This is a genomic window from Streptomyces sp. NPDC059957 (assembly GCF_042730015.1).
In the GTDB taxonomy this organism is placed as follows: Bacteria; Actinomycetota; Actinomycetes; order Streptomycetales; family Streptomycetaceae; genus Streptomyces.
This window is the reverse complement of the sequence record NZ_JBHWMB010000043.1, coordinates 30,476-54,195: the sequence shown is the minus strand read 5'-3', so window position 1 is coordinate 54,195 and position 23,720 is coordinate 30,476. Positions and strand designations below refer to the sequence as shown.

At 71.3% G+C, this 23,720-nt stretch carries 23 protein-coding genes and 2 tRNA genes; 10 read left to right on the top strand and 15 right to left on the bottom strand.

Features of this window, described 5'->3' with window-relative positions; translation table 11 throughout:
* Positions 1-105: 105 nt before the first annotated feature.
* From rsrA to ACFWBW_RS26320, 4 genes are all read right to left on the bottom strand, one after another.
* On the bottom strand, positions 106-444 hold the full coding sequence (gene rsrA, locus ACFWBW_RS26335; protein ID WP_385376952.1) for a mycothiol system anti-sigma-R factor: 339 nt from the start codon (positions 442-444) through the stop codon (positions 106-108).
* Positions 441-1,085 (bottom strand): sigma-70 family RNA polymerase sigma factor, encoded by a 645-nt coding sequence (locus ACFWBW_RS26330; RefSeq protein ID WP_008741505.1) that lies wholly within the window; start codon positions 1,083-1,085, stop codon positions 441-443. Before ACFWBW_RS26330 ends, rsrA begins: the two co-directional genes overlap by 4 nt.
* 279 nt (positions 1,086-1,364) lie before the next feature.
* Positions 1,365-2,039 (bottom strand): alpha/beta family hydrolase, encoded by a 675-nt coding sequence (locus ACFWBW_RS26325; protein WP_385376950.1) that lies wholly within the window; start codon positions 2,037-2,039, stop codon positions 1,365-1,367.
* Positions 2,040-2,176: 137 nt separating this feature from the next.
* On the bottom strand, positions 2,177-2,992 hold the full coding sequence (locus ACFWBW_RS26320) for an SOS response-associated peptidase (RefSeq protein ID WP_385376947.1): 816 nt from the start codon (positions 2,990-2,992) through the stop codon (positions 2,177-2,179).
* Between the two features lie 53 nt (positions 2,993-3,045).
* Here ACFWBW_RS26320 and ACFWBW_RS26315 point away from each other — a divergent pair, with 53 nt between their 5' ends.
* From ACFWBW_RS26315 to ACFWBW_RS26300, 4 genes are all read left to right on the top strand, one after another.
* Positions 3,046-3,759, top strand: a complete 714-nt coding sequence (locus ACFWBW_RS26315) for a M50 family metallopeptidase (RefSeq protein ID WP_385376944.1) — start codon at positions 3,046-3,048, stop codon at positions 3,757-3,759.
* Between the two features lie 76 nt (positions 3,760-3,835).
* Positions 3,836-5,197, top strand: a complete 1,362-nt coding sequence (gene aroA, locus ACFWBW_RS26310) for a 3-phosphoshikimate 1-carboxyvinyltransferase (protein WP_385376942.1) — start codon at positions 3,836-3,838, stop codon at positions 5,195-5,197.
* Between the two features lie 8 nt (positions 5,198-5,205).
* On the top strand, positions 5,206-6,216 hold the full coding sequence (gene rsgA / locus ACFWBW_RS26305) for a ribosome small subunit-dependent GTPase A (protein ID WP_385376939.1): 1,011 nt from the start codon (positions 5,206-5,208) through the stop codon (positions 6,214-6,216).
* 131 nt (positions 6,217-6,347) lie between these two features.
* Entirely contained in the window at positions 6,348-6,671 is a 324-nt protein-coding gene (locus tag ACFWBW_RS26300) for a DMT family transporter (RefSeq protein ID WP_385376936.1), read from the top strand.
* Here ACFWBW_RS26300 and ACFWBW_RS26295 read toward each other — a convergent pair.
* Complete coding sequence (locus tag ACFWBW_RS26295; RefSeq protein ID WP_385376933.1) at positions 6,637-7,206, bottom strand: TetR/AcrR family transcriptional regulator; 570 nt, start codon at positions 7,204-7,206, stop codon at positions 6,637-6,639. The genes ACFWBW_RS26300 and ACFWBW_RS26295 overlap by 35 nt on opposite strands.
* 133 nt (positions 7,207-7,339) lie before the next feature.
* Here ACFWBW_RS26295 and hisN point away from each other — a divergent pair, with 133 nt between their 5' ends.
* Together hisN and ACFWBW_RS26285 are read left to right on the top strand one after the other, a co-directional pair.
* Complete coding sequence (gene hisN, locus ACFWBW_RS26290) at positions 7,340-8,143, top strand: histidinol-phosphatase (RefSeq protein WP_385376930.1); 804 nt, start codon at positions 7,340-7,342, stop codon at positions 8,141-8,143.
* Between the two features lie 206 nt (positions 8,144-8,349).
* Positions 8,350-8,757 (top strand): cyclic nucleotide-binding/CBS domain-containing protein, encoded by a 408-nt coding sequence (locus ACFWBW_RS26285; protein WP_385376927.1) that lies wholly within the window; start codon positions 8,350-8,352, stop codon positions 8,755-8,757.
* Between the two features lie 69 nt (positions 8,758-8,826).
* On the opposite strand, the gene ACFWBW_RS26280 is transcribed toward ACFWBW_RS26285, so the two are convergent.
* A complete protein-coding gene (locus ACFWBW_RS26280; protein ID WP_385376925.1) occupies positions 8,827-10,278 on the bottom strand; it encodes a catalase in 1,452 nt (483 codons plus the stop codon).
* 149 nt (positions 10,279-10,427) lie between these two features.
* Here ACFWBW_RS26280 and ACFWBW_RS26275 point away from each other — a divergent pair, with 149 nt between their 5' ends.
* Positions 10,428-10,844, top strand: coding sequence for a Fur family transcriptional regulator (locus ACFWBW_RS26275; protein ID WP_243336077.1), 417 nt, complete (start codon positions 10,428-10,430; stop codon positions 10,842-10,844).
* A 134-nt stretch (positions 10,845-10,978) separates the two neighbouring features.
* Here the strand turns inward: ACFWBW_RS26275 and ACFWBW_RS26270 are convergent.
* The 4 genes from ACFWBW_RS26270 to ACFWBW_RS26255 all read right to left on the bottom strand — a co-directional run bounded on the left by ACFWBW_RS26270 (position 10,979) and on the right by ACFWBW_RS26255 (position 16,282).
* Positions 10,979-11,052: transfer RNA gene (locus ACFWBW_RS26270), tRNA-Met, on the bottom strand.
* An 80-nt stretch (positions 11,053-11,132) separates the two neighbouring features.
* Positions 11,133-12,860 (bottom strand): sel1 repeat family protein, encoded by a 1,728-nt coding sequence (locus ACFWBW_RS26265; protein ID WP_385376998.1) that lies wholly within the window; start codon positions 12,858-12,860, stop codon positions 11,133-11,135.
* Between the two features lie 385 nt (positions 12,861-13,245).
* Positions 13,246-13,319 (bottom strand) — tRNA-Met (locus ACFWBW_RS26260).
* A gap of 44 nt (positions 13,320-13,363) precedes the next feature.
* Complete coding sequence (locus tag ACFWBW_RS26255; protein ID WP_385376922.1) at positions 13,364-16,282, bottom strand: UPF0182 family protein; 2,919 nt, start codon at positions 16,280-16,282, stop codon at positions 13,364-13,366.
* A gap of 126 nt (positions 16,283-16,408) precedes the next feature.
* On the opposite strand from ACFWBW_RS26255, the gene ACFWBW_RS26250 reads away from it, so the two are divergent.
* Positions 16,409-16,981, top strand: coding sequence for a PPA1309 family protein (locus ACFWBW_RS26250; RefSeq protein WP_385376919.1), 573 nt, complete (start codon positions 16,409-16,411; stop codon positions 16,979-16,981).
* 40 nt (positions 16,982-17,021) lie between these two features.
* Here the strand turns inward: ACFWBW_RS26250 and ACFWBW_RS26245 are convergent, their stop codons facing one another.
* The 4 genes from ACFWBW_RS26245 to ACFWBW_RS26230 form a co-directional block, all read right to left on the bottom strand.
* Entirely contained in the window at positions 17,022-18,113 is a 1,092-nt protein-coding gene (locus tag ACFWBW_RS26245; RefSeq protein WP_385376917.1) for a PDZ domain-containing protein, read from the bottom strand.
* Between the two features lie 69 nt (positions 18,114-18,182).
* Complete coding sequence (locus ACFWBW_RS26240) at positions 18,183-18,395, bottom strand: hypothetical protein (RefSeq protein ID WP_385376914.1); 213 nt, start codon at positions 18,393-18,395, stop codon at positions 18,183-18,185.
* A gap of 403 nt (positions 18,396-18,798) precedes the next feature.
* Positions 18,799-19,260, bottom strand: a complete 462-nt coding sequence (locus ACFWBW_RS26235; RefSeq protein WP_385376911.1) for a molybdenum cofactor biosynthesis protein MoaE — start codon at positions 19,258-19,260, stop codon at positions 18,799-18,801.
* A 287-nt stretch (positions 19,261-19,547) separates the two neighbouring features.
* Positions 19,548-20,687, bottom strand: coding sequence for an SDR family oxidoreductase (locus ACFWBW_RS26230; protein WP_385376995.1), 1,140 nt, complete (start codon positions 20,685-20,687; stop codon positions 19,548-19,550).
* Positions 20,688-20,917: 230 nt separating this feature from the next.
* Here ACFWBW_RS26230 and ACFWBW_RS26225 point away from each other — a divergent pair, with 230 nt between their 5' ends.
* Positions 20,918-22,339: a zinc-dependent metalloprotease gene (locus ACFWBW_RS26225; RefSeq protein WP_385376908.1), complete on the top strand. Its 1,422-nt coding sequence runs from the start codon at positions 20,918-20,920 to the stop codon at positions 22,337-22,339.
* Positions 22,336-22,860 (top strand): NUDIX hydrolase, encoded by a 525-nt coding sequence (locus ACFWBW_RS26220; protein ID WP_385376906.1) that lies wholly within the window; start codon positions 22,336-22,338, stop codon positions 22,858-22,860. The genes ACFWBW_RS26225 and ACFWBW_RS26220 overlap by 4 nt, the downstream gene beginning before the upstream one ends.
* An 87-nt stretch (positions 22,861-22,947) precedes the next feature.
* On the opposite strand, the gene ACFWBW_RS26215 is transcribed toward ACFWBW_RS26220, so the two are convergent.
* Complete coding sequence (locus ACFWBW_RS26215; protein WP_385376903.1) at positions 22,948-23,703, bottom strand: AIM24 family protein; 756 nt, start codon at positions 23,701-23,703, stop codon at positions 22,948-22,950.
* Positions 23,704-23,720: the final 17 nt, after the last annotated feature.

The following is a 23,720-nucleotide window of genomic DNA, read 5'->3' as shown; positions in this document are numbered from 1 at the left end:
ACCTTCGAGTGAAGGAAGTACCCATCCGGGGGCGGCTGTTCAAGATTGTTCAATCGGTGACTACTTCATCGGCGAACCCGGCCGGTTTTTCGGCGTTTCGGCTTTTCAGCCCGTCGCGGATCCCGGCATCGGCTCGGCGACGGCCGGCTCGGGCGGAGCGGCCGTAATGTCATGGTCCGGCACGGCCTGCCCCGAACGGATGAGCTCGATCCGTCCCATCACCTTCGAGCGCAGGTCGGTCGGCACGTCGTCCGATCCGCAACAGCGCTTGACCAGCTTCTTCACGGCTTGTTCCAGGCCGTACTTCTCCAGACAGGGATTGCACTCGCCGAAGTGCGCCTCGAACTTCGTGCAGTCGCTGTCGGGCATCTCCTGGTCCAGGAACTCATAAAGGTGGTCCAGGACCTCGGAGCACTCCGTCTCGTGCGCATCTCCGCAGCTCATGAGCCCGAGCCTTTCAGGTCGTTCGACTCTCCCGCGCCGGCCGGGACGAGCCCGCGCTCACGGGCGTAGTCCTCAAGCATTCCACGGAGTTGACGGCGGCCACGGTGCAGTCGCGACATGACCGTACCGATGGGTGTACCCATGATGTCCGCGATCTCCTTGTACGCAAAGCCCTCTACGTCGGCAAGATAGACCGCGATGCGGAACTCCTCCGGAATGGCCTGGAGCGCTTCCTTCACGTCGGAATCGGGCAGGTGATCGAGAGCCTGCGACTCTGCGGAACGCAGGCCCGTCGACATGTGCGACTCGGCGCGCGCGAGCTGCCAGTCCTCGATCTCCTCGGCCGCACTGCGCTGGGGCTCGCGCTGCTTCTTGCGGTACGAGTTGATGAAGGTGTTGGTCAGAATGCGGTACAGCCACGCCTTCAGGTTGGTGCCCTCGCGGAACTGGTGGAAGGACGCGTACGCCTTCGCGTACGTCTCCTGGACCAGGTCCTCGGCGTCGGCCGGATTGCGCGTCATGCGCAGGGCGGCCGAGTACATCTGGTCGAGGTAGCCGAGGGCATCCCTCTCGAAGCGCGCATTGCGCTCCGGGGTCGTCTCCTCCGCGTGGCCTTCGTCGGTCCCGGCGACAGGACCCACCTCCTCCGACTGCGTGGCGACCCCGAAAGCGGACCCGCTCGAATCGGAGAATAGTCGACCATCCCGGTCGCCCGCCGCTCGAACCGTGCCGCGCTTGGGCGCGGGCAGCACTGTCCAGTCCAGGTCAGCGGCCTGCGGACGGTTCTGGCTGATGACCTGGGTCATGCGTTGCCTCTCCTCCGACGTCTTCCCTTACGTACCGACATCCGGGACAACAGAGGGCCGCTGCGGCGCATTCCCCGGCGGGGCGCGGGTTTCGGGACCAAAGTCACACCGGCGCTACGCCGGCAGCCTGCCGAGCCACCCGGCCACCGCCCCGGTGATCACCGCGAGGGCCTCCTCCTGGGTGGGACCGGTCCGCTTCGGCACGGCGAAGCCGTGGTCCCCGCCCTCCACTTCCACCAGCTCGTACGAGGCTCCGCGCGCTCCCCGCGCCGGGAACTCCTCCGGCCGCCCGAAGGCGTCGCGGCCGCCCTGCACCACCAGCGCCGGCCGCCCGGCGCCCAGCAGCTCCTCGGCCCGGGACTTCTCCGGCCGGCCCGGCGGGTGCAGCGGGAAGGCCAGCGCGAGCACCCCGGCCGCGCCCAGTTCCGCGGCGGTCCGGCAGGCCACCCGGGCCCCGGCGCTGCGGCCGCCCGCGACGACGGGCAGGCCCGGCTCCGCGAAGGCCGGCCACAGGGCAGTCCAGCCCGCGTCCAGCACCTTGGGTGCCGCGGCCACCTTCTTCCCGGCGACCCGCCAGGGCTGCTCGGCCAGCGCCACGGTGATCCCCAGAGCGGGCAGGGCGGCGGCCAGGGCCTGGAGGTCCCGGGCCTCGATGCCACCGCCGGCTCCGTGGCCCAGGGCGAGCACCAGGCGGGCCCTGCCCGCCGGGGCCGGGTGCCAGGTGATGCGGGCCTCGCCCGCCGGGGTGTCGACCGTCTCGGTGCGCGCGGCGCGCGTGGTGCTGCTCATGCCCCGATGATGCCGGTCGGCGGCGGCCGTGGGGGGCTGCGCCGGGGCGGTCGGAGCGCCGGGTCGCCTGGTCACCGGGTCACCGGGTCACCGGGTCGCCTGGTCGCCGGGGAGCCACGAGTCGGGCGCCGGGTCCGTCAGAAGAGCGTGCCCTCCTCGGGCCCCTCCAGTTCCTCCAGCAGCTCGGGCCCGTTGTTGCGGACGTTGCTCGCGGCCGTGGACACCGGATAGGCGCGCAGCAGCCCGCCGGGCGGCGGGGCCAGCAGGGCCTGGAGCTCGTCGGGGTCGGTCCGCGCCGGATCCAGCCAGGCGTCCCACCGGTCCGGGGTGAGCATCAGCGGCATCCGGGGGTGGATGTCGGCGAGCGAGCGCGGCCCCTCGGCGGGGGCGACGCCGAGCGGGCCGGTCTCGGCCTCGGCGGTGATCACCGAGCAGGTCGCCCACCAGGCGCGCGGATGGTCGTCGGGCAGCGTCCGGTCGCGCCAGAACTCGTATATCCCGGCCATGGCGAAGACGGAGCCGTCGCAGGGCAGGACGAAGTAGGGCTGCTTGCGGGTCCGCTTCTTCTTGCCCTCGACCTCGAGCTGCCGCTCGTCGTGGGCGGTGACCCACTCGTAGTAGCCGTCCGCCGGGATGATGCAGCGGCGCTGCGCGAAGGGGCCGCGGAAGGACGGCTTCTCGGCGATGGTCTCGGACCGGGCATTGATCATCCGGGCGGCGCCGTCGGGATTCTGCGCCCAGGACGGGACGAGCCCCCATTTCAGGACCCTCAGCTGGCGAACCGGACGCGGGCTCGGAGCGTCTTTCAGTGGACGGTCGAGGACGACGTGGACCTCTTTCGTCGGAGCCACGTTCCAGTCGGGTGCGAGCACCTCCTCGGGCTCCCACCGCTCCACCCCGAAGACCTCGGCCAGCTCCTCCGGCCCACGACTCGCTGCATACCTTCCGCACATGGCTGCCACACTGCCATGTCACCCGAACGCCACCACAAGGAGTCCGCCACCTCATGAACACCAGCACCGCGGCCGGCCTGTGGGACCGGCTCACCGGCATACAGGCGGCGCCCGACCAGTGGCTGGTGATCACGACGGGGCTGGTGGCGCTCGTCGCGGTCGGTCCCCGGCCGGTGTGGCGGCTGTCGCGCAACGCGATCACCATCGCGCACGAGGGCGGCCACGGGCTGCTGGCCCTGCTGACGGGTCGCAGCCTGGACGGGATCCGGCTGCACTCGGACACCAGCGGGGTCACCGTCAGCCGCGGCAAGCCCACCGGCCTCGGCATGGTGCTCACCGCCGCCGCCGGGTACACGGCGCCCTCGCTGCTCGGCCTCGGCGGGGCCGCCCTGCTCTCGGCGCACCGGATCACCCTGCTGCTGTGGGCGGCGACGGCCCTGCTGCTGGCGGTGCTGGTGATGATCCGCAACGCGTACGGGCTGCTGACGGTGCTGGCCACCGGCGCCACCTTCGTACTGGTCTCCTGGCTGGCCCCGGCGGACGTCCAGGCGGTCTTCGCGTACGCCGTGGTGTGGTTCCTGCTCCTCGGCGGCGTCCGGCCGGTCTTCGAGCTGGGGGCCAAGCGCCGCGGCGGCGGGGCTCCCGACTCCGACGCGGACCAGCTCGGACGGCTTACCCACGTGCACCCGGTGGTGTGGCTGCTGCTCTTCCACGTGGTGGCGCTGTCCTCGCTCATCGGCGGCGGCCGCTGGCTGCTCGCCCTCTGACCGACGCGTGTCCGCCCGCCGAGACTCCCCCGGTGATCAAGATCTGCGGCCATGGGAAGCCACTAAAGTGGTGGCCATGACCGAGACCCCCGCGCTCCACGCCCTCTGGCCCGCTCCGCTCGCCGACACCGCCGTCCAGGCCACCGTCACCGTGCCCGGGTCCAAATCGGTCACCAACCGCGCCCTCGTGCTCGCCGCGCTCGCCTCCGAGCCGGGCTGGGTGCGCCGCCCGCTGCGTTCGCGCGACTCCCAGCTGATGGCCGACGCGCTGCGCGCGCTGGGCGTCGGCATCGAGGAGACGGTCTCCTCCAGCTCCGGCGGCGAGGGCCAGGCCGGCGAGGCCTGGCGGGTCATCCCGGCCGCGCTGCACGGCCCGGCCACGGTCGACGTCGGCAACGCGGGCACGGTCATGCGCTTCCTGCCGCCCGTCGCCACCCTCGCCTCCGGCGACATCCGCTTCGACGGCGACCCGCGCTCCTACGAGCGCCCCCTCGGCCAGGTCATCACGGCGCTGCGCACGCTCGGCGCCCGCATCGACGACGACGGCCGCGGGGCGCTGCCGCTGACCGTCCAGGGCGGCGGGGCCCTGGAGGGCGGGACCGTCGAGATCGACGCCACCAACTCCTCGCAGTTCGTCTCCGCGCTGCTGCTCGCCGCCCCGCGCTTCAACCAGGGCGTCGAGGTCCGGCACGTGGGCACCAACCTGCCGTCCATGCCGCACATCCGGATGACGGTGGAGATGCTGCGCGCGGCGGGCGCGCAGGTCGACACCCCCGAATCCGGCGGCGAGAAGAACGTCTGGCGGGTCGCTCCCGGCGCCCTGCTCGGCCGCGACCTGGTCGTGGAGCCGGACCTCTCCAACGCGCAGCCCTTCATGGCGGCGGCCCTGATCACCGGCGGCACGGTCACCATCCCGGACTGGCCGCGCCGCACCACGCAGCCCGGGGACGCGCTGCGCCGGATCTTCACGGAGATGGGCGGCTCCTGCGAGCTCAACGACGCGGGCCTGGTCTTCACCGGCACCGGCAAGATCCACGGCATCGACGTGGACCTGGGCGAGGTCGGCGAGCTCACCCCGGGCATCGCGGCGGTCGCGGCGCTGGCCGACTCGGAGTCGGTGCTGCGCGGGGTGCAGCACCTGCGCATGCACGAGACGGACCGGCTGGCGGCGCTCACGAAGGAGATCAACGGGCTGGGCGGCGATGTCACGGAGACCGCGGACGGTCTGCGGATCCGGCCGCGCAAGCTGCACGGCGGCACGTTCCACACGTACGACGACCACCGGATGGCCACGGCCGGCGCGGTGATCGGCCTCGCGGTCGAGGGCGTGCTCATCGAGAACGTGGCGACGACCGCGAAGACCCTGCCGGACTTCCCGCAGATGTGGGCGGACATGCTCGCGCGGGCCGGAACGGCTCCGGCAGGCGTGGGAGCGTAGGGCCCGCCATGCGCAGGTACGGGAAGCACACCGACGAGGACGACATCCGCCAGCGGCCCAACCCCAAGGGCAACCGGCCGCGTACGACCATCCGCCCCAAGCACGAGGACGCGGCCGAGGGCTTCGTCCTGACCGTGGACCGCGGCCGGCTCACCTGCCTGGTCGATGACCGTCCGGTGCACGCGATGAAGGCCCGCGAGCTGGGCCGCAAGGCGGCGGTGGTCGGGGACCGGGTCTGGATCGTCGGTGACCTGTCCGGCAAGAAGGACACCCTCGCCCGCATCGTACGGATCGAGGCGCGCAAGTCCGTCCTGCGGCGCACGGCCGACGACGACGATCCGTACGAGCGCATCGTCGTCGCCAACGCCGACCAGCTGGCCATCGTGACGGCGCTGGCCGATCCGGAGCCGCGCCCCCGCATGATCGACCGCTGCCTGGTGGCCGCGTACGACGCCGGGCTCCAGCCGCTGCTGGTGCTCACGAAGTCCGACCTGACCTCCGCGGACAAGATCCTGGAGATCTACTCGACCTTCGGCCTGAACTACGTGGTCACCAACCGCGAGGAGCTGGCGACGGGCGATGCGGCCGACCGGGTGCGCGAGCACCTGAACGGGCGGATCACCGCCTTCGTCGGCCACTCGGGCGTCGGCAAGACCACGCTGGTGAACTCACTGGTCGCCGAGGGCCGCCAGCGCGCGACCGGCGTGGTCAACTCGGTGACCGGCCGGGGCCGGCACACCACCACCTCGGCGCTCGCGCTGCCGCTGCCGGGCGGGGACGGCTGGGTCATCGACACCCCGGGCGTACGGTCCTTCGGCCTGCACCACGTGGACCCGTCCCGGGTCATCCTGGCCTTCCCGGAGCTGGTGCCGGGGACCGAGGGGTGCCCGCGCGCGTGCAGCCACGACGAACCGGACTGCGCGCTCGACAAGTGGGTGGAGGACGGCCACGCGGATCCGGCGCGGCTGTATTCGCTGCGCCGGCTGCTGCAGACGCGGGAGCGCCGCGAGGGCGACTGATCCCCGGGAGATCGCCGGCCGATCGACCGGCGGGGTTTGCCGTACCCGATGTCTGGTAAATGCATAATCGCACCAAGTGACGCTCGGGCCCGCCCCGTGAGCGCGTCACATGACGCGGGGAGGCGTACGCCATGGCGTGGCTGCTGGTCGTGGTCGCCGGGATCCTGGAAACGGGGTTCGCGGTCTGCCTCAAGCTGTCGCACGGCTTCACCCGGCTGTGGCCGACCATCGCCTTCGCGTGCTTCGCGCTCGGCAGCTTCGGCCTGCTGACGCTGGCCCTGAAGAAGCTGGACGTGGGTCCGGCCTACGCGGTGTGGACCGGCATCGGAGCGGCCGGTACGGCGATCTACGGGATGGTCTTCCTCGGGGACCTGGTCACCACCCTCAAGCTCGTCTCGATCTCGCTGGTGATCCTCGGCGTCATCGGGCTCCAGCTCTCGGGCTCGTCCCACTGAGCAGCCGGATCAGCCCGGCGCGGCCCGGCCCCGGCGGCTCGGCCGGGGCGATCAGGTAGGACAGCGCGAGCCGCACGGCGAGCTCGCACCGCTGCGCCCCCTCCTGCGCCCCGAACACGGCGTCGGCCCGCTCGCGGACCCCGCGGATCAGCTCGGCGGGCCCCAGGGCGGGCAGCCCCGGCCGGACCCCACGGCCGGCCGGGACGGGTAAGTTGCCGTTCCAGCACCCGGTCAGCAGGGCCCGCGCGAGGGGGCGCTCCCGGCCCGCGCGCACGGTCCACTCCGCCACCGCCGCCAGCCGCTCGGCCGGGGCGCCCGCGGAGGCCAGGGCCCGGTCCACCCCGTCGAGGTACCAGGCCGCGTCGCGCCGGACCAGGGCGTGGCCCAGACCCGTCTTGCCCGCGAACTCGTTGTAGAGGGTCTGCCGCGAGACCCCGGCCGCGGCGGCCACGTCGATCATCCGCACGGCCGGCCACGGGCGCTCCGCGAGCGCCGCTCCCGCCGCTTCGAGCAAGGACTCCCGGGCCGTCGGCACCGTCGCCTCCCCTTCGACGCCTCCGGTCGACGTCTCCGCCAGAGTTGACGGACCGACAGATCCTGTCAAGGGTGCCCGTGCCGCACCGTGGACGCCTTCCGCTTCGCCGCGGCCGCCTCGGTAGGGTTCTGGCATGCCCGAGTATGACGATGACCTGCGCCTTGCCCTCGAACTCGCCGATGCGGCGGACGCCGCCACGATGGAGCGGTTCCGCGCCCTCGACCTGAAGGTCGAGACCAAGCCCGACATGACCCCGGTGAGCGAGGCCGACACCGCCACCGAGGAGATCATCCGGGCCGGGATCTCCGCCGCACGGCCCGCCGACGCCATCCTGGGCGAGGAGTACGGCCTCAAGGGCGACGGCCCGCGCCGCTGGGTCGTGGACCCGATCGACGGTACGAAGAACTACGTGCGCGGCGTTCCGGTCTGGGCGACGCTGATCTCCCTCATGGAGGAGCAGGCCGACGGCGTCTTCCGCCCGGTCGTCGGCGTGGTGTCCGCGCCCGCCCTGGGCCGCCGCTGGTGGGCGGCGCGGGGCCGGGGTGCCTTCACGGGCGGCGCGCTCGGCGGGACCACCGCGCTCGGCGTCTCCAAGGTCGCCACCCTCGGCGACGCGTCCTTCGCCTACTCCTCACTGAGCGGCTGGGAGGAGCAGGGGCGGCTGCCCGGCTTCCTGGACCTGACCCGCGCGTGCTGGCGTACGCGGGGCTACGGCGATTTCTGGCCGTACATGATGGTCGCCGAGGGCTCGCTCGACCTGTGCGCCGAGCCCGAGCTGAGCCTGTGGGACATGGCGGCCCTGGCCGTCGTGGTGGAGGAGGCCGGCGGCCGCTTCACCGCTCTGGACGGGGCGGACGGCGTGCACGGCGGCAACGCGGCGGCCTCCAACGGGCTGCTGCACGCGGAGATGCTGGACCTGCTGCGCCCGCGCGGCTGACGCGTGGGGGACGGGCGCACGCCGCCGTGACGGTGGCCTGCGCCCGCACCTGTCGAAAGCGCCCCTTGCACGCCTCCTTGCTGGCTTTCCGCGGGCGTGGGAATCTGAGACTCCTCCGCTTGTGCGCTTGTGAAGGACTTCTCTAAGTGCGGCCCTTCGTGCGCACCCACCCAAGCGGAGGGACTCACCAGGAGGTGGCTCTCTTCATGCTCGTCCGCGACGCCATGAGCACCGTGATCCTCACCCTCGGACCCACTCACACCCTGCGGCAGGCAGCCTGCCTGATGTCCGGCCGGCGCGTCGGCGCCGCCGTCGTCCTCGATCCCGACAACAGCGGCATCGGCATCCTGACCGAGCGCGACATCCTCAACTCGATCGGCGCGGGCCACGATCCCGACCGGGAGTCCGTGGGCGCGCACACCACCAACAACGTGGTCTTCTGCACCCCGGACGCCACCGTACAGGAAGCCGCCGAGGCGATGGCCCACGGCGGCTTCCGGCATCTGATCGTCCTGGAGCACGGCGGCCCGGTGGGCATCGTGTCCGTACGCGATGTCATCCGCTGCTGGGCACCGGCGCGGCGCACCTCCGTACCCGCCTCCGTTCCCGCGTAGGAACGGCCGACGGGCCGGCGCCCCCCTCGGGGAGCGCCGGCCCGTCGGCCTGCTACGGCAAGGCGTCGATCAGGCGCGGAGGGCCTGGACCGCAGCCTCGAGACGCTTGCCGAAGTCACCGTCCGCCTGACGGAAGTTGTTGATCGCGCGCTCGACGATGTCGTCGCGGGAGACCTTGGCGATGAAGCCGGAGAGGTTCTCGATCAGGCGGGTCTTCTCGTCCTCCGAGTACAGGCGGTAGAGGTTGCCCGCCTGGACGAAGTCGTTGTCCTCGCTGTGGACCGGCGCGGCGTGGTTGCCCGTGCCGCCCGTCAGCGCGACCGGCTGCCACAGCGGACGGTCCGTCTGGTGCGGGCCGCCGAAGCTGTTCGGCTCGTAGTTCTTGGCGCCCGCGTGGCGGCCGTCGTACAGGTAGCCGTCGCGGGAGTTGGTGCGCGCCTCGGTGGCGTGCGGACGGTTCACCGGCAGGTGGTCGGCGTTGATGCCGACGCGGTAGCGGTGGGCGTCGCCGTAGCCGAAGAGACGGCCCTGGAGCATCTTGTCCGGGGACGGACCGATGCCGGGGACGAAGTGCGCCGGGGAGAAGATCGACTGCTCGACCTCGGCGAAGACGTTCTCCGGGTTGCGGTTGAGCTCCAGCTTGCCGATCTCGATCAGCGGGTAGTCCGCGTGCGGCCACACCTTGGTGAGGTCGAACGGGTTGAAGCGGTAGTCGGCCGCCTCGGCCGCCGGCATGATCTGGACCTGCACGGTCCAGGACGGGAACTCGCCGCGCTCGATGGACTCGCGCAGGTCGCGCTGGTGCGAGTCGGGGTCCTCACCGGCGAGCTGGTTGGCCTCGGCCTGGGTGAGGTTCTTGATGCCCTGGTCGGTCTTGAAGTGGTACTTGACCCAGAAGACCTCGCCGGCCTCGTTGTTCCACTGGAACGTGTGCGAGCCGAAGCCGTTCATGTGGCGGTAGGACGCCGGGATGCCGCGGTCACCGAACAGCCAGGTCACCTGGTGGGTGGACTCGGGCGACAGACCCCAGAAGTCCCAGACGTTGTCCGCCTCCTGCGAGCCCGTGTACGGGTCGCGCTTCTGGGTGTGGATGAAGTCGGGGAACTTGATGGCGTCCTTGATGAAGAACACCGGGGTGTTGTTGCCGACGAGGTCGTAGTTGCCCTCTTCGGTGTAGAACTTCAGCGCCCAGCCGCGGGGGTCGCGCACGGCGTCGGCCGAGCCGAGGTTGCCGGCGACGGTGGAGAACCGCAGGAAGGTCTCGGTCTCCTTGCCGACCTCGGACAGGAACTTCGCGCGGGTCCACTGCGAGACGTCACGGGTCAGCGTGAACGTGCCGTACGCACCGGCGCCACGGGCGTGCACCACGCGCTCCGGGATGCGCTCGCGGTTGAAGTGCGCGAGCTTCTCCAGCAGCAGCTGGTCCTGGACCAGAACGGGTCCGCCGATGCCGGCGGTCTCGCTGTTCTGGTTGTCGGCGACCGGAGCTCCGGCCTCCGTGGTGAGCGGTCCCTGCGTCACGTTGCGCCTCCTGCGTAAATTTGCTGCAAACCTGTCCTGCGCCCTAACGTAACCGATCCTACGATGGACTTTGTCTAAGTCAAGCCGACATCCAAGTCGACACAGATTCGGGAGTTACACCGAATCCCCTCACTGTTAGGCTGGCGTGCATGAGTGACCTGCTGGAACGACTTCGCGGACGCGGATGGCGCATGACCGCACAGCGGCGCGTCGTGGCCGAGGTGCTCGACGGTGACCACGTTCACCTGACGGCCGACGAGGTGCACGCGCGCGCCGTGGACAGGCTGCCGGAGATCTCCCGCGCGACCGTCTACAACACGCTGGGCGAGCTCGTCACCCTGGGCGAGGTCCTGGAAGTCTCCACGGACCGGCGCGCCAAGCGGTACGACCCGAACGCCCACCGCCCCCACCAGCACCTGGTGTGCGCGCAGTGCGGGGCGATCCGCGACGTGCACCCGGCGGGCAACCCGCTGGCCGACCTGCCGGACACCGAGCGCTTCGGCTTCGTGGTGTCGGCGGTCGAGGTCACGTACCGCGGGGTGTGCCCGAACTGCGCCGGCGCCTGAGGGACTGAAACACGAAGGAGGGCCGGGGCTCACTGAGCCCCGGCCCTCCTTTTCGCACATCGCATCCTTCGCGCATTGCACTCAGAAACGACCGAAGGCCCGGATCCAGAGGATCCGGGCCTTCGAGCCTTCAGTAGCGGGGACAGGATTTGAACCTGCGACCTCTGGGTTATGAGCCCAGCGAGCTACCGAGCTGCTCCACCCCGCGTCGGTAAACCTGACTCTACGTGAACGGGGACGGCAGATGCAAATCAGTTGGCGGGCCCTACGCGGACACCTGCCGGACACCTACGCGGACAGCTCCTCGGCCAGGGCCTCGCGCAGCCGGCCGGCCCGCTCCGAGACCTCGGCCGGGCCCAGCTCCATGGCCCGGACGCACCACTTCTGCCCCTCCGTGAGGTCTCCCTGCCGGGCCGCGAGCAGTCCCAGCCGCAGCGCCGCCCGCCCGTGTCCGGCCACCGCCGCCCGGGTCCACCACAGCGCCGCCTCGGGCTCGTTGCCCTCGCGCGCCAGCAGCAGCCCCAGGTTGAAGGCGCCGTTGCGGGAGCCGGCCTCCGCCGCCTCCCGGTACCACCGCGCGGCGGCCGCCAGCTCGCCCCGCGCGGCGGCCAGCATGCCGACCCGGACCTGGGCACGGCGGTGCCCCAGCTCGGCGGCACGCTCGTACCACTCCTCGCTCTCGGTGCGCGCGGCCCCGCCCAGCGGCTCGCCCAGCGCCACCGGCTCCGGCGGCGGCGCCAGCGACTCCAGCAGCGCGGCCAGCCGGAAGGCGGCCTCCGCGCTGCCGCCGCCGGCCGCGCACCGCAGGTGGCGTTCCGCCGCCCGCTCCTCGCCGTCGCGGACCAGCGCGATGCCGACCTGGAGCGCCGCGTCGGTGTGTCCCGCCGAGGCGGCCCGCTCGTACCACTTCAGGGCCGTCCGGTCCTCGTCGCGGCTGGCGAACAGGATCCCGAGGTTGAAGGCGGCGTCCACGCTCCCCGCCTCCGCCGCCTTCGAGAACCACGGCTCCGCGCCCTCCGCGTCACCGCCCTGCAGCAGCAGGATGGCCAGCGCGTTGGCCGCCTCGCGGTGTCCCGCGTACGCGGCGCGCCGGTACCACTGCTCGGCCGGTCCGGTCCGTTCCTGGGCGGCGCAGAGCAGCGCGAGGTTGTACGCCCCGTTCTGGTCGCCCGCGTCCATCGCGGCCCGGTACCACTTCTCGGCCGTCTGGGTCTCGCCGCGCGCGGCGTGCAGTGCGCCCAGGGCGTTCGCGGCGTTGCCGTCTCCGTCCTGCGCGGCCCGCAGCCACCAGGTGGCCGCGTTCTCCTGGTCGCCGGCGTCGCGCAGCAGGAAGCCGAGCGCGCACGCGGCCCGCGGCTCGCCCTGCTTGGCGGAGGTCAGGTACCAGCGGCCGGCCTCCTTCAGCTCCCCGCGCGCCTCCAGGAGCGCGCCCAGGTGCAGCCCGGCGCGGCGGTGCCCGCGCGCGGCGGCCTGCCGGTACCACTGCTCGGCTTCGGCCGGGTCGCCCTTCCTCAGGTGCCGGGCCAGCCGGTACGCGGCCTCGCGGTGCCCCTGCTCGGCGGCGGCCCTGAACCAGCGCTCGACGCCCTTGTCCCCGCGGTGCTCCAGCAGGTCGGCGAGGCCGTAGGCCCCCAGGGCATGGCCGGATTCCGCCGCCTGGCGCATCCAGTACTCGGCGGCGGGCTCGTCGCCCCGCTCGCGGTAGTAGCGGCCCAGGGCGTGCGCCGCGGGAGCGGATCCGGCCACGGCGGCCACGCGCCACCAGCCGGCGGCCTCCTCGGGGTAGCCGCGCTGGTGCAGCAGTACGCCCAGGTTGTTGGCGGCCGCGCGGTCGCCCTCGCCGGTCGCCCCGCGCAGGTACGGCTCGGCTCCCGCGAGGTCGCCGCGGCGCAGCAGGAGGGCCCCGAGTACGCTCATCGCGCCCGGGTCCCCCTTGTCGGCGGCGACCCGGTGCCGGGCCTCCAGCGCGGCGTCGCCGGCCGCGTCGGTCAGCCCGAAGACCGCGTCGTCGAACATCGCGTCGACCGACACGTCCGGCGTGGTCGGCGCCGTGGCCGTGGTCCGTACTGCCCGCGTGGTCATCGCGGTCCGCACGTCAACGGCCTGAGCCGCCCCATCGGCCTCCGCATCCGATTCGGAGTCCGCCCTCACAAACCGCCCTGTCTCCAGCAGAGTTGACCTGTCCCCCATAAATCCCATCGTCGCATCACCTGCTACCCGCGTACACCTGGTATGTCGCAGTCAGTGAGGTCACTACAGCGTTTTGTCGACATGCCCACAGAGAGACAAGTCAAACACGCTCACACCCCAACTCACCCATCTCAGTGACCCCGAGTCGGCGAAAAACCCGATTGGGCATGACGAAGGCCCGGATCCATCGGATCCGGGCCTTCGTCTTCAGTAGCGGGGACAGGATTTGAACCTGCGACCTCTGGGTTATGAGCCCAGCGAGCTACCGAGCTGCTCCACCCCGCGTCGGTAAACCAACAGTAGCACGACGCGGGGTGGAACCATTACCGCTATCCGCTGGGCGTCGGGGTGGGCGCGGGCGCCGCCACCTTCGCCTCGGCCTCGATGGCCCGCTTCAGCGCGGCCTGCAGATCGCTCTGGGCCTTTCCGTACGCCGCCCAGTCGCCGGCCTTGAGCGCCTTGTCGGCGTCCTCGACCGCCTTCTGCGCCTCCGCGAGGGCCGCCTTGACCGTCGGGTCCTGGCTGGTCGGCGGGGTGGTGGTCCCGTCACCCGGCGGGGTCGTCGTCCCGTCGCCCGGCGGGGTGGTCGCCGACTCGGCCCCGAACACCACGTTCAGCGCCTTCTCCAGCGTGTCCTCGAAGGCCGTCTGGTCCCCGTAGGTCACCAGGACCTTCTTCAGCAGCGGGTACTTGAGGCCGCCACCGCGCACGTACACCGGCTCGACGTAGAGCATTCCCTTGTCGAGCGGAACCGTGAGCAGGTTGCCGTACTCCACCTGGGAATCGCCCCGGCTCAGGATGTTGATCTCCTGGGCGATCTCCGGCTTGGAGTTGAATCTCGCCTGGACGAGCTTCGGGCCGTCCACCGGGTTCTGGGTGGGCAGCTTCAGCAACTGGATCTTGCCGTAGTCCGCGGTGGTGGGATCGGCGTTGACCGCCATGAAGGCGCTCAGGTTGTCCCTGCCGTTCGGCGTGAGCGTCGTGGTGAGGGAGAAGGCCTGGTTGGGGTCCTTCTGACCCGGCATCTTCATGGAGAGGTAGTACGGCGGAACGGCCGTCCCCGCCTTGGTGGTCGGGTCGTCCGGCACCGCCCAGACCTCGCTGCCGCTGAGGAAGGTCTGCGGGTCCGTGACGTGGTAGCGGGTCAGCAGCTCACGCTGGACCTTGAAGAGGTCCTGCGGGTAGCGCAGGTGCTCCATCAGGGTCGGCGAGATCGCCTTCTTCTCCTTCACCGTACCGGGGAAGGCCTTCATCCACGTCTTGAGGACCGGGTCCTTGGTGTCCCACTGGTACAGCTTCACCGTGCCGTCGTAGGCGTCGACGGTGGCCTTCACCGAGTTGCGGATGTAGTTGACCTGGTTCTCCTGCGCGACCACGGCGCGCTGGGAGTTGGTCAGCGAGTCCGCCGTCGTGTCCCCGAGCTGGGTGCGGGACGCGTAGGGGTAGCCGTTGGTGGTGGTGTAGGCGTCCACGATCCACTGGACCCGGCCGTCGATCACCGCCGGGTACACGGCTCCGTCGATCGTCAGCCACGGGGCGACCGCCTCGACCCGGGCCTTGGGCGTGCGGTTGTAGAGGATCTTCGACTTGTCGTCGATGGCGCCGGAGTAGAGGATCTGCGGCTCGCTGAAGGCCAGGGCGTACGCGGCGCGGTTGACCGGGTTGCCCAGGCTCACCCCGCTGTCCCCCTGGTAGGTGGTCTCCTTCTCGCCCGCGTCGTTGGCGTAGTCGAGCTCCTTCTGCGGTCCGCCGACGATCGAGTACTGCTTCGTCTGCTCGCCGTAGTAGATCCGCTGCTCGTACTCGCCGAGGTTGCCCTGTGCGGGCAGGCCCGACTCGGTGAACAGCGGCTCGCCGTTCGCTGTCACCTCGGTGCCCTTGGCCGCGACCACGCCGTATCCGTGGGTGTAACGGAAGTGGTCGTTGATCCAGTTGTTCTTCGGGATGCCCGCGAGGTTGATCTCACGGAGCCCGATGACCGTGTCCTGGCCCTTGTACCGGTCGACCGCCAGCGTGGCCGGGAAACCGTAGTAGCCCTTGTTCTGCTGGAGCTGTTGGAAGGCCGGGGACACGATGTTCGGGTCGAGCAGGCGGATGCTCGCCGTGGTGTTCGCGTCCTGGCGGAGCTTCTTCTTGTCCGCCTTGGGGTCCGGCAGGCCCGGGTAGTCCGTGACCGAGGCGTCGGCGACCCCGTAGGCGTCGCGCGTCGCCTTGATGTTCTTCTGGACGTACGGGGATTCCTTGGCCTGCTCGTTCGGCTGGACCTGGAACTTCTGCACGATCGCCGGGTACAGCCCGCCGATCAGGATCGCCGAGAGGACCATCAGGCCGAAGCCGATGACCGGGAGCTGCCAGGTGCGGCGCCACAGCGTCGCGAAGAACAGCACCGCGCAGATCGCCGCGATGGCGACGAGGATCGTCTTGGCCGGCAGGTAGGCGTTGGCGTCGACGTAGCGCAGGCCGGTCCAGTTGTCCGCGGCCTTGAAGTCGCTGGACTTCACGGCGAGGCCGTACCGGTCGAGCCAGTACGCGACCGCCTTGAGCGTGACGAAGAGGCCGAGCAGCACCGACAGGTGGCCGGTCGCCGCGGCGGTGGCCCGCGCACCCGGGCTGGTGACGCGCAGTCCCCCGTAGAGGTAGTGCACGACGGCGGCGGCGATGACCGAGAGCACGACGGCGGCGAAGCCGAAGCCGAGCAGGAAGCGGTACCAGGGCAGGTCGAAGGTGTAGAACGACACGTCCAGGTTGAACTGGGGGTCCTTCGTGCCGAAGGGCACCCCGTTCACATACATCAGCCAGGTCTTCCACTGGCCCGCCGCCGAGGCGCCCGCGATCAGGCCGACCAGCGCGGAGATGCCGAGCAGCAGCCACTTGCGGTACGGCGCGACGGTCATCCGGTAGCGGTCGAGGCTCTGCTGCTCCAGCGACATCGCGCTGAGCGGCGGCCGCAGCCGGTGGGCCAGCCAGATGTTCAGCCCGACGGCGCCCGACATGAGGAGGCCGAAGACGGCGAAGAGGCCGACCTTGGTCCACAGGGTGGTGGTGAAGACGGTGGAGTAGTTGACGGAGCGGAACCAGAGCCAGTCCGTCCAGAAGCCGGCGAACATGATGAACGCCATGGCCAGGACGGCCAGCACGCCCAAGGTCATCAGAAGAGTCCGGGCGCGCCGGGACGGGCGGCCGACTCTCATCCGTGGCCCGGAGGGGCCTCCGCCGCGGTCCGGCATCTGGAAAGCCAAGGTGCGCACCTCGAAAGTCGCTGTGTGTAAGTGATGCGATGAGTTTTCAAAGCATGGGCCCCCGATCGTAGGGCCCACTCATGGAACTTACTGAGGCTTTAGTCAGTTCCCGGTATCGGGTGGAAAGGAGGCAGGATGTTGCCCATGTCCAACCTTTCGCCGTCCCCCGGCACCCCTATGGCGGCAAGCCCGCTGACCCGTGCCGTCCTCGAAATCGACGAGTACGCCTCCACCCTCGGCTGGGACAAGCCCGCCCGGCTCTTCGCCCTGGTCGACACGGCCAAGCTGCGCAAGGAGGCGCCGGGCGTCGCCCGCCAGCTCGGCCTCGACCAGGACGACACGGGCAAGAACCAGCTCACCCCGATCGAGCAGGACGAGGTGCCGGCCGGGACTCCGCTGGACAAGTTCCTGGGGACCATCGCCTGGCCCCCGTCGATCCTCGGCTGCGCGCTGACGGTCGAGCGTCTGATGCTGCCGCCGTCGGCGGAGTCCTCCGTACCGGAGGGGCTCAGCGACAAGCAGCTGGCCAAATGGGTCGCCTCCCACCCGGACCGGCAGGAGGTACGGCTGACCGTGGGCGTCCTGCGCGACGGATCGCGGGAGTCGGCCGTACGGCTGCGGGACAAGGACTCGGCGAACGAGGTGCTGACCGGCGCCACGCTGGTGCCGGGGCTCGCCGAGGCACTGGCCGCGACCTTCCTCGACTAGGTCGTCTCTTTCGGATCTTGTCGGCCGGCGGGGGGAACGGTCAGGGCTTGGCGCTGCACTGCGTCAGCCCGGCCGTGTCCCCCTTGCTGATCTTCTCCAGCGCCTTCACGGCGTCGTCGATGGTGGAGACCTTCACCAGCGTCAGCCCGTCGGGCACGTCGCCCGCCGCGGAGGCGCAGTTCTCGGCGGGCGTCAGGAAGTACTGGGCGCCGGCCTGGCGGGCGCCGATGGTCTTCATCTGGATGCCGCCGATCGGGCCGACCTTGCCCGCGTCGTCGATGGTGCCGGTGCCGGCGACGAACTTGCCGCCCGTGAGGTTCTCCGGGGTGAGCTTGTCGACGATGCCGAGCGCGAACATCAGGCCGGCGCTGGGGCCGCCGACGTCGGCGAGCTTGATGTCGATGGTGAACGGGAAGGTGTGGTCGGTGCCGGCCCGGATGCCGACGACCGCGTGACCGTCGCCCTCCGCCTTGCCCGCGATGATCGTGACCTTCTTCGTGCCGGTGGGCTCGCGGTGGGCCTTCTCGGCCTCGGCGGCCTCGGGGGCGGGCACGATGGTGAACTCGACGGGCTCGCCGGGCTTGTGCTTGGTGACCAGCTTGGCCACGTCCTCGGGAGCCTTGACGGGCGTCCCGTCCACGGCCTTGATGACGTCCCCGGCGTGCAGCTTGCCCTCGGAGGGGCTGCCCTTGACCACGGAGGCGACGATCACGCGGGCGGCGACCGGGATGCCGAGCTGCTTGAGGGCGGCCACCTTGGCGCTCTCCTGCGACTGGCTGAACTCCTCGGCGTTCTCCTGCGTGGACTGCTGCTCCGTCTTGCCGTCCGGGTACAGGTTCTCGTGCGGCACGACGATGTTGTCGCCCGCTGCCCAGCCGTACACGGCCTCCAGCAGGTTCATGTCGTAGTCCGCACCGGTGACGCGGACCGTCGTCATGTTCAGGTGCCCGTTGGTCGGGTACGTCTTGTGCCCCGAGATGTTCAGGACGGGCTCGCCGTGCGAGTCCCCGAGCGTGTTCACGGTCGGGCCCGGGCTCATCTCGGAGTACGGGGCCTTCATGAACACTCCCGCGCAGAGCAGCGCGAACAGCATGAGGGTGGAGGCGAGCATCGTCGCAGTGCGGCGTGGCATGGATCGACAGTACGTGACGGCCCTGAAGAGCGGCCCCCGGGGCCGGTCCGTACGGGGCCCGCCGCGGCGTCAGACGGAGTCGACCGTGTCCTTCTTGCGCTGCGCGTCCGCGTCCGCCTTCACCGCGCCCGGTTCGTTCTGGCCCATGGCCTCACGGAACCGCGCGTAACCCGCGAGCTCGGATATGTCGCCGGCAGTGCGGTCGCGCGCCGCCCAGCTGCCCCATATCGCCGCTCCGATCGCGGCGAACAACGGAATCAGCAACCACGCCAAAGACGCCATGGGCGTGTCTCCCTACCCCGAAGTACGTGTTGTTGGTGGCTTCAACGCTGCTGCCCGGGAGGGGGTTACGCAAATCGAGGGCGTGTTGCGCGTCCGAACGGGGCAAGCCCATCTTCCACGGCCCCCTCGCACTGCTCGGCGCCGGGGGCACCCCACAGGCTTCGGCAGGCCGCGCCGGGCTCCGTCCGCCGGCCTGCCCTCGGACCTACCGGCCCGCGCCTCAGCAGGCGCCGACCCACTCCTCCGTACCGTCCGCGAAGGTCTGGTGCTTCCAGATCGGGACCTCGTGCTTGAGGACCCATCCTGCACGGCCCCCTCGCACTGCTCGGCGCCAGGGGCGCCTCACAGGCTTCGGCCGCCTGCGCCGGACTCCGTCCGTCGACCGGCCGCGCCGGGCTCTGGGTCAGCAGGCGCCGACCCACTCCTCCGTACCGTCCGCGAAGGTCTGGTGCTTCCAGATCGGGACCTCGTGCTTGAGGTCGTCGATCAGCATCCGGGCGGCCTCGAAGGCCTCACCGCGGTGCGGGCAGGACACCGCGACGATCACCGCGAGGTCGCCGACGGCCAGGTCGCCGATGCGGTGGACGGCGGCGAGGGCGCGGACCGGGTACTTCTCCACGACGCGCTCGGCGACGCGGCGCATCTCGGCCTCGGCCGAGGGGTGGCAGGAGTAGCCGAGCTGGTCGACGTCCGCCCCGCTGTCGTGGTCGCGCACCGTGCCGACGAAGAGCGTCGTACCGCCCGTCGCATCGTCGCCGACGGCCTGGAAGACCTCGTCGATCGAGAGCGGGGTCTCACGGATTTCGAGCAGCCGGATCGGGTCCGGAGCGGCGTACTCGCCGGGGTGGTCGAAGTGCGGTGCCATACCTTCCATCGTGCCCTAGCCGCCGACCCGGCGGAATAGCAGTTTCACCAGGTCCCCACCGGCCCCCTTGGGAGCCTCCTACAGAAACCGCCTGGTGGCGGCCCGGACAGAACCCGGCGATATCCAGCCCCGGCGGCGTTCGAGGCGGTCTTTCAGCCCCACCGGCCCGCACGGGGCAGGCCGACCCCGGCACGATCCAGCCCCGCCGGCGTGTGAGGCGCGGGGGTCCGGGGGCGGCGCCCCCGGGAGCGGCGCCGCGCCGGAGGCCGCCCCCGACCCCGCCGGGGTCAGATGCCCCGGCGCCGACGGGCGGCACGGATCGCCGCGGCGGCGCCCAGCAGCGCGACCGTCGCCCCCGCGGCACCGGCGGCCGTGGCGTCCTTGCGTCCCAGCCGGCGCCCCGCGACGGTGTGCCGCCCCGCGACCTCCTGGAGCAGCTCCGCCAGCACCTCCTCGTTGGTCCAGCGCGGCCGCCACCCCGCGGCGTGCAGCCTGCTGACGCTGACCACCCACGGGTGCATCGTGTACGCGAGGTCCCCCGCCGGGGACGGGGTGAGGCCGATCCGGTGCAGCCTGGCCGCCGCGCCCAGGGCCACGGCCGACGGGAGCTCCATGCGGCGGATCCCGCTCAGCTCCTCGACCTCTTCCTGCTCCAGCCAGCCCTCGCAGCCGACCGCCAGCTCTCCCTCGACCTTCTCCAGGGCCGCGTACTCCAGCGCGCTGACCAGGTCCTCGACGTGGCAGAACTGCCAGGTCGGGCGGGAGCCCGCGACCACCAGCAGGCGCGGGGACTCGAAGTAGCGGGTCAGCGCGGTGTCCGTGCCGCCGACCAGTACGGCCGGGCGGACCACGGTGACGTTCAGGCCGGGGTGCGCGCGCGGCGCCCGGCGGCCCAGCCGCTCGATCTCCAGCAGGTCGCCCACGCCGGTGGCCTCGGCGGTGGCGCGCAGCTCGGCGTCCTCCGAGAGCGGGATGTCGTTGTCCGGCAGGGCCCCGTAGACCATCGCCGAGGTGCAGAGCACGACCCGGTGCACCCCGGCCGCCGCGGCGGCGGTGAGCACGGTCTGGGTCCCCCGCACGTTGTACGCCGTACGGGCTGCCGGGTCCGTCTCCAGGTCGAGGTCGAGGGCGAGGTGCACCACGACGTCCGCGCCGCGCAGTTTCTCCGCGATCGCGGGGTCCCGTACGTCCAGGAGGTGCCACTGCGCGTCGGTGCAGTCCCCGCGCCGCTCGTCGATCGCGACGACCTGCTTGACCTCGTCGGACGCGGCCAGCCTGGTCACCAGGGCCGCCCCGACCCCCGAAGCGGCGCCGGTCACGGCGATCACGGGGCCTCGGCGCGCGGAGCCGCCCGGGTTTCGCGTCCGGCGAACGCCGGGGGCGTCCTCGCCGTGCTCAGGGCGGTCTTCCGGGCCCTGTTCGTCCAAAGCGTGCGGATCTGGGGAACTCACCAGGCGTCTCCAGCGGTTGTCTTCAGTAGGGACGCGCCGTGACGCGGACCCACCAGTTGATGTCCATCCTGCCGCAGCCCAGGAGTCAGCGGAGCACCGAGCCCGGAAGCGGGTCTGGTGTCTACGCTGGGTGGTGTTGTCGAAGCACTGTTGTCGAACCATTGCCCGCCGGTTCCCGCCGGCGGCCCTACGAGCCGAGGAAACCCGTGAGCGACACCCCATTCGGATTCGGCCTTCCGCCCGAGGAGCCGGACAACGGCGACGAGGGCAAGAAGAAGGGCAACCAGGGCGGTCAGAGCGGCCCGAATCCGTTCGGGTTCGGCACGGGCCTGCCCGGCGGCGCCGGCCTGCCCGGCGGCTCCGGCGCCCCGGGAGACGCCGACAACCCCTTCGCCGCGATGTTCGGTTCCATGAACCCGAACGACCTCGGCGCCGCCTTCCAGCAGCTCGGCCAGATGCTGAGCTACGAGGGCGGCCCCGTCAACTGGGACATGGCCAAGGACATCGCCCGCCAGACCGTGGCCCAGGGCACCGCGGACGGGGTCAAGGACGCAAGCGTCGGCCTCGCCGAGAAGTCGGCGGTCGAGGAGGCCGTGCGCCTCGCCGACCACTGGCTCGACGACGTCACCTCGCTGCCCTCGGGCGCCGCCACCGCCGTGGCGTGGAGCCGCGCCGAATGGGTCGAGGCGACCCTGCCGGTGTGGAAGGAGCTCGTGGACCCGGTCGCCGAGCGCGTCGGTGCGGCCATGGGCGGCGTCCTGCCCGAGGAGATGCAGGCCATGGCGGGCCCGCTGCTCGGGATGATGCGCTCCATGGGCGGGGCCATGTTCGGTCAGCAGATCGGGCAGGCCGTGGGCACCCTCGCGGGCGAGGTCGTGGGCTCGACCGACGTCGGGCTCCCGCTGGGGCCGGCCGGCAAGGCCGCCCTGCTGCCGCTGAACATCGAGAGCTTCGGCAAGGACCTGGGCGTCTCCTCCGACGAGGTACGGCTGTACCTGGCGCTGCGCGAGGCCGCGCACGCACGGCTCTTCGCGCACGTGCCGTGGCTGCGCTCGCACCTCTTCGGTGCGGTCGAGGGGTACGCGCGGGGCATCAAGGTCGACACCTCGAAGCTGGAGGACGTGGTCGGCCAGCTCGACCCGTCGAACCCGGAGCAGCTTCAGGAAGCACTCCAGGGCGGCATGTTCCAGCCGCAGGACACCCCCGAGCAGAAGGCCGCGCTGGCCCGCCTGGAGACGGCGCTCGCGCTGGTCGAGGGCTGGGTGGACGCGGTCGTGCACGAGGCCGCCAAGCCCCGGCTGACCTCGGCCGACGCCATGCGCGAGACCATGCGCCGGCGGCGCGCCTCGGGCGGCCCGGCGGAGCAGACCTTCGCCACGCTGATCGGACTGGAGCTGCGGCCGCGCCGGCTGCGCGACGCCTCGCGGCTGTGGGCCTCGCTCACCGACGCGCGCGGCGTGGACGGGCGCGACGGGCTGTGGGAGCACCCGGACATGCTGCCGACCGCTTCCGACCTGGACGACCCGGACGGGTTCGTGCACCGCGAGCAGCTGGACTTCTCCGAGATCGACAAGATGCTGGGCGAGGCCGCCCAGAAGCGCGAGCAGGACGGCGACGACAAGAAGTGAGCCTGTACGACGACACGGTGCTGGTCCTGAAGTCCTACGAGGACCAGCCCGAGCTGCGCGACGTGTACCTGGAGCACCTGGCCGCCCACCCGGACGGGGTTTACAAGCCCTGCCAGGCGGGGCACGTGACCGGCAGCGCGCTGGTGATCGACCCGAAGCACGAGCGCGTCCTGCTGACCCTGCACAAGAAGCTCGGCATGTGGCTCCAGATGGGCGGCCACTGCGAGCCCGGTGACACGACCATCGCCGGGGCCGCGATGCGCGAGGCCGTGGAGGAGTCGGGCATCGCCGAGGGGCTGACCCTGCTGCCCGGCGGCCCGGTGCGCCTGGACCGGCACCCGATCCCGGCTCCGTGCAACTGGCACCTGGACGTGCAGTACGCGGTGCTGGCGCCCGCCGGTGCCCTCGAAGCGATCAGCGACGAGTCGCTGGACCTGCGCTGGTTCCCGTACGCCCAGGTGGCGGAGGTGGCCGACACCTCGGTGGTGCGGCTGCTGGAGGCGACCCTCGCGCGGCTCTGAGCCGGTGGGAACAGGAGGAAGAGGCGGCCCCGCCGATGCGGGGCCGCCCCTTCCGTCCGTCCGTAACCGGATCCGTCCGTACCCGGATCAGTTCCAGGCGTTGTTCTGGTTCTGCGCGTGGGCGCCGTGCTGGCCCATACCGAACTGCGCTGCCGCGCCCTGGCCGATCTGGGCGTTCTGCGGCGGGAGGGCCTCGCTCGGCTGGACCAGGGCGAAACCGGTGCCGAGGAAGCTCAGTTCCCAGCCCTCGCCGGTGTTGCCACGGCGCCGCCAGACGCCGGTGGAGTGCGTCTGAGCCTGCATCTGCACGCGCAGCGAGGTGGACCAGGCGACGATGGCATCCGCGTCGGCGTTGACGTACTTGTCCGGCGTGACCTGCAGCATCAGCGGCTGCCCGGAGGTCATCAGCGCGACCTTGCCGCGGCCGGTGATGTTGAGCTGGTACTTGCCGGAGCCGGAGATCCCGTACTGGCTGTCCACCGCGATGGCCTCGGTGTGCAGGGTGGAGTCCAGGGCCAGCACGTAACTGCTGTCGACCGTGAGGCCTTCCTGGTCCACGTCCACGACGTGGACGTACTGCGCCAGGTTGGCGAGGTAGACCGTGCCCTGACCGGAGCAGCGCATCAGGTCGAGGCCCTCGCCGGTGCGGGCGCGGGCATTGCGCTGGGTGGTGCTCTGGTACTCGCCGTCGAAGTCGATGATCCCCTGGTAGGCGACCATCGCGCCCTTGCGGGCGAGGACGTCGTCGGAACCGCTCAGTGAGACCCGCAGCAGCTGCGGGTTCTGGACGGCGTACCGCTCCTGGGACTGCGCCTCTGCGTGGGCGAAAAGTGAGCTCTGCATGGTGTGTCTTCTCCCCC

What these genes read in the sequence shown, in the direction of transcription:
- ACFWBW_RS26315 (WP_385376944.1), top strand. Translation starts at nt 3,046, where the DNA reads ATGAACACCAGCACCGCGGCCGGCCTGTGGGACCGGCTCACCGGCATA.
- ACFWBW_RS26265 (WP_385376998.1), bottom strand. Translation starts at nt 12,860, where the DNA reads ATGTTCGACGACGCGGTCTTCGGGCTGACCGACGCGGCCGGCGACGCC.
- ACFWBW_RS26285 (WP_385376927.1), top strand. Translation starts at nt 8,350, where the DNA reads ATGCTCGTCCGCGACGCCATGAGCACCGTGATCCTCACCCTCGGACCC.
- ACFWBW_RS26325 (WP_385376950.1), bottom strand. Translation starts at nt 2,039, where the DNA reads ATGAGCAGCACCACGCGCGCCGCGCGCACCGAGACGGTCGACACCCCG.
- ACFWBW_RS26300 (WP_385376936.1), top strand. Translation starts at nt 6,348, where the DNA reads ATGGCGTGGCTGCTGGTCGTGGTCGCCGGGATCCTGGAAACGGGGTTC.
- ACFWBW_RS26235 (WP_385376911.1), bottom strand. Translation starts at nt 19,260, where the DNA reads ATGGCACCGCACTTCGACCACCCCGGCGAGTACGCCGCTCCGGACCCG.
- ACFWBW_RS26250 (WP_385376919.1), top strand. Translation starts at nt 16,409, where the DNA reads ATGTTGCCCATGTCCAACCTTTCGCCGTCCCCCGGCACCCCTATGGCG.
- hisN (WP_385376930.1), top strand. Translation starts at nt 7,340, where the DNA reads ATGCCCGAGTATGACGATGACCTGCGCCTTGCCCTCGAACTCGCCGAT.
- aroA (WP_385376942.1), top strand. Translation starts at nt 3,836, where the DNA reads ATGACCGAGACCCCCGCGCTCCACGCCCTCTGGCCCGCTCCGCTCGCC.
- ACFWBW_RS26320 (WP_385376947.1), bottom strand. Translation starts at nt 2,992, where the DNA reads ATGTGCGGAAGGTATGCAGCGAGTCGTGGGCCGGAGGAGCTGGCCGAG.
- ACFWBW_RS26245 (WP_385376917.1), bottom strand. Translation starts at nt 18,113, where the DNA reads ATGCCACGCCGCACTGCGACGATGCTCGCCTCCACCCTCATGCTGTTC.
- ACFWBW_RS26240 (WP_385376914.1), bottom strand. Translation starts at nt 18,395, where the DNA reads ATGGCGTCTTTGGCGTGGTTGCTGATTCCGTTGTTCGCCGCGATCGGA.
- ACFWBW_RS26215 (WP_385376903.1), bottom strand. Translation starts at nt 23,703, where the DNA reads ATGCAGAGCTCACTTTTCGCCCACGCAGAGGCGCAGTCCCAGGAGCGG.
- rsrA (WP_385376952.1), bottom strand. Translation starts at nt 444, where the DNA reads ATGAGCTGCGGAGATGCGCACGAGACGGAGTGCTCCGAGGTCCTGGAC.
- rsgA (WP_385376939.1), top strand. Translation starts at nt 5,206, where the DNA reads ATGCGCAGGTACGGGAAGCACACCGACGAGGACGACATCCGCCAGCGG.
- ACFWBW_RS26275 (WP_243336077.1), top strand. Translation starts at nt 10,428, where the DNA reads ATGAGTGACCTGCTGGAACGACTTCGCGGACGCGGATGGCGCATGACC.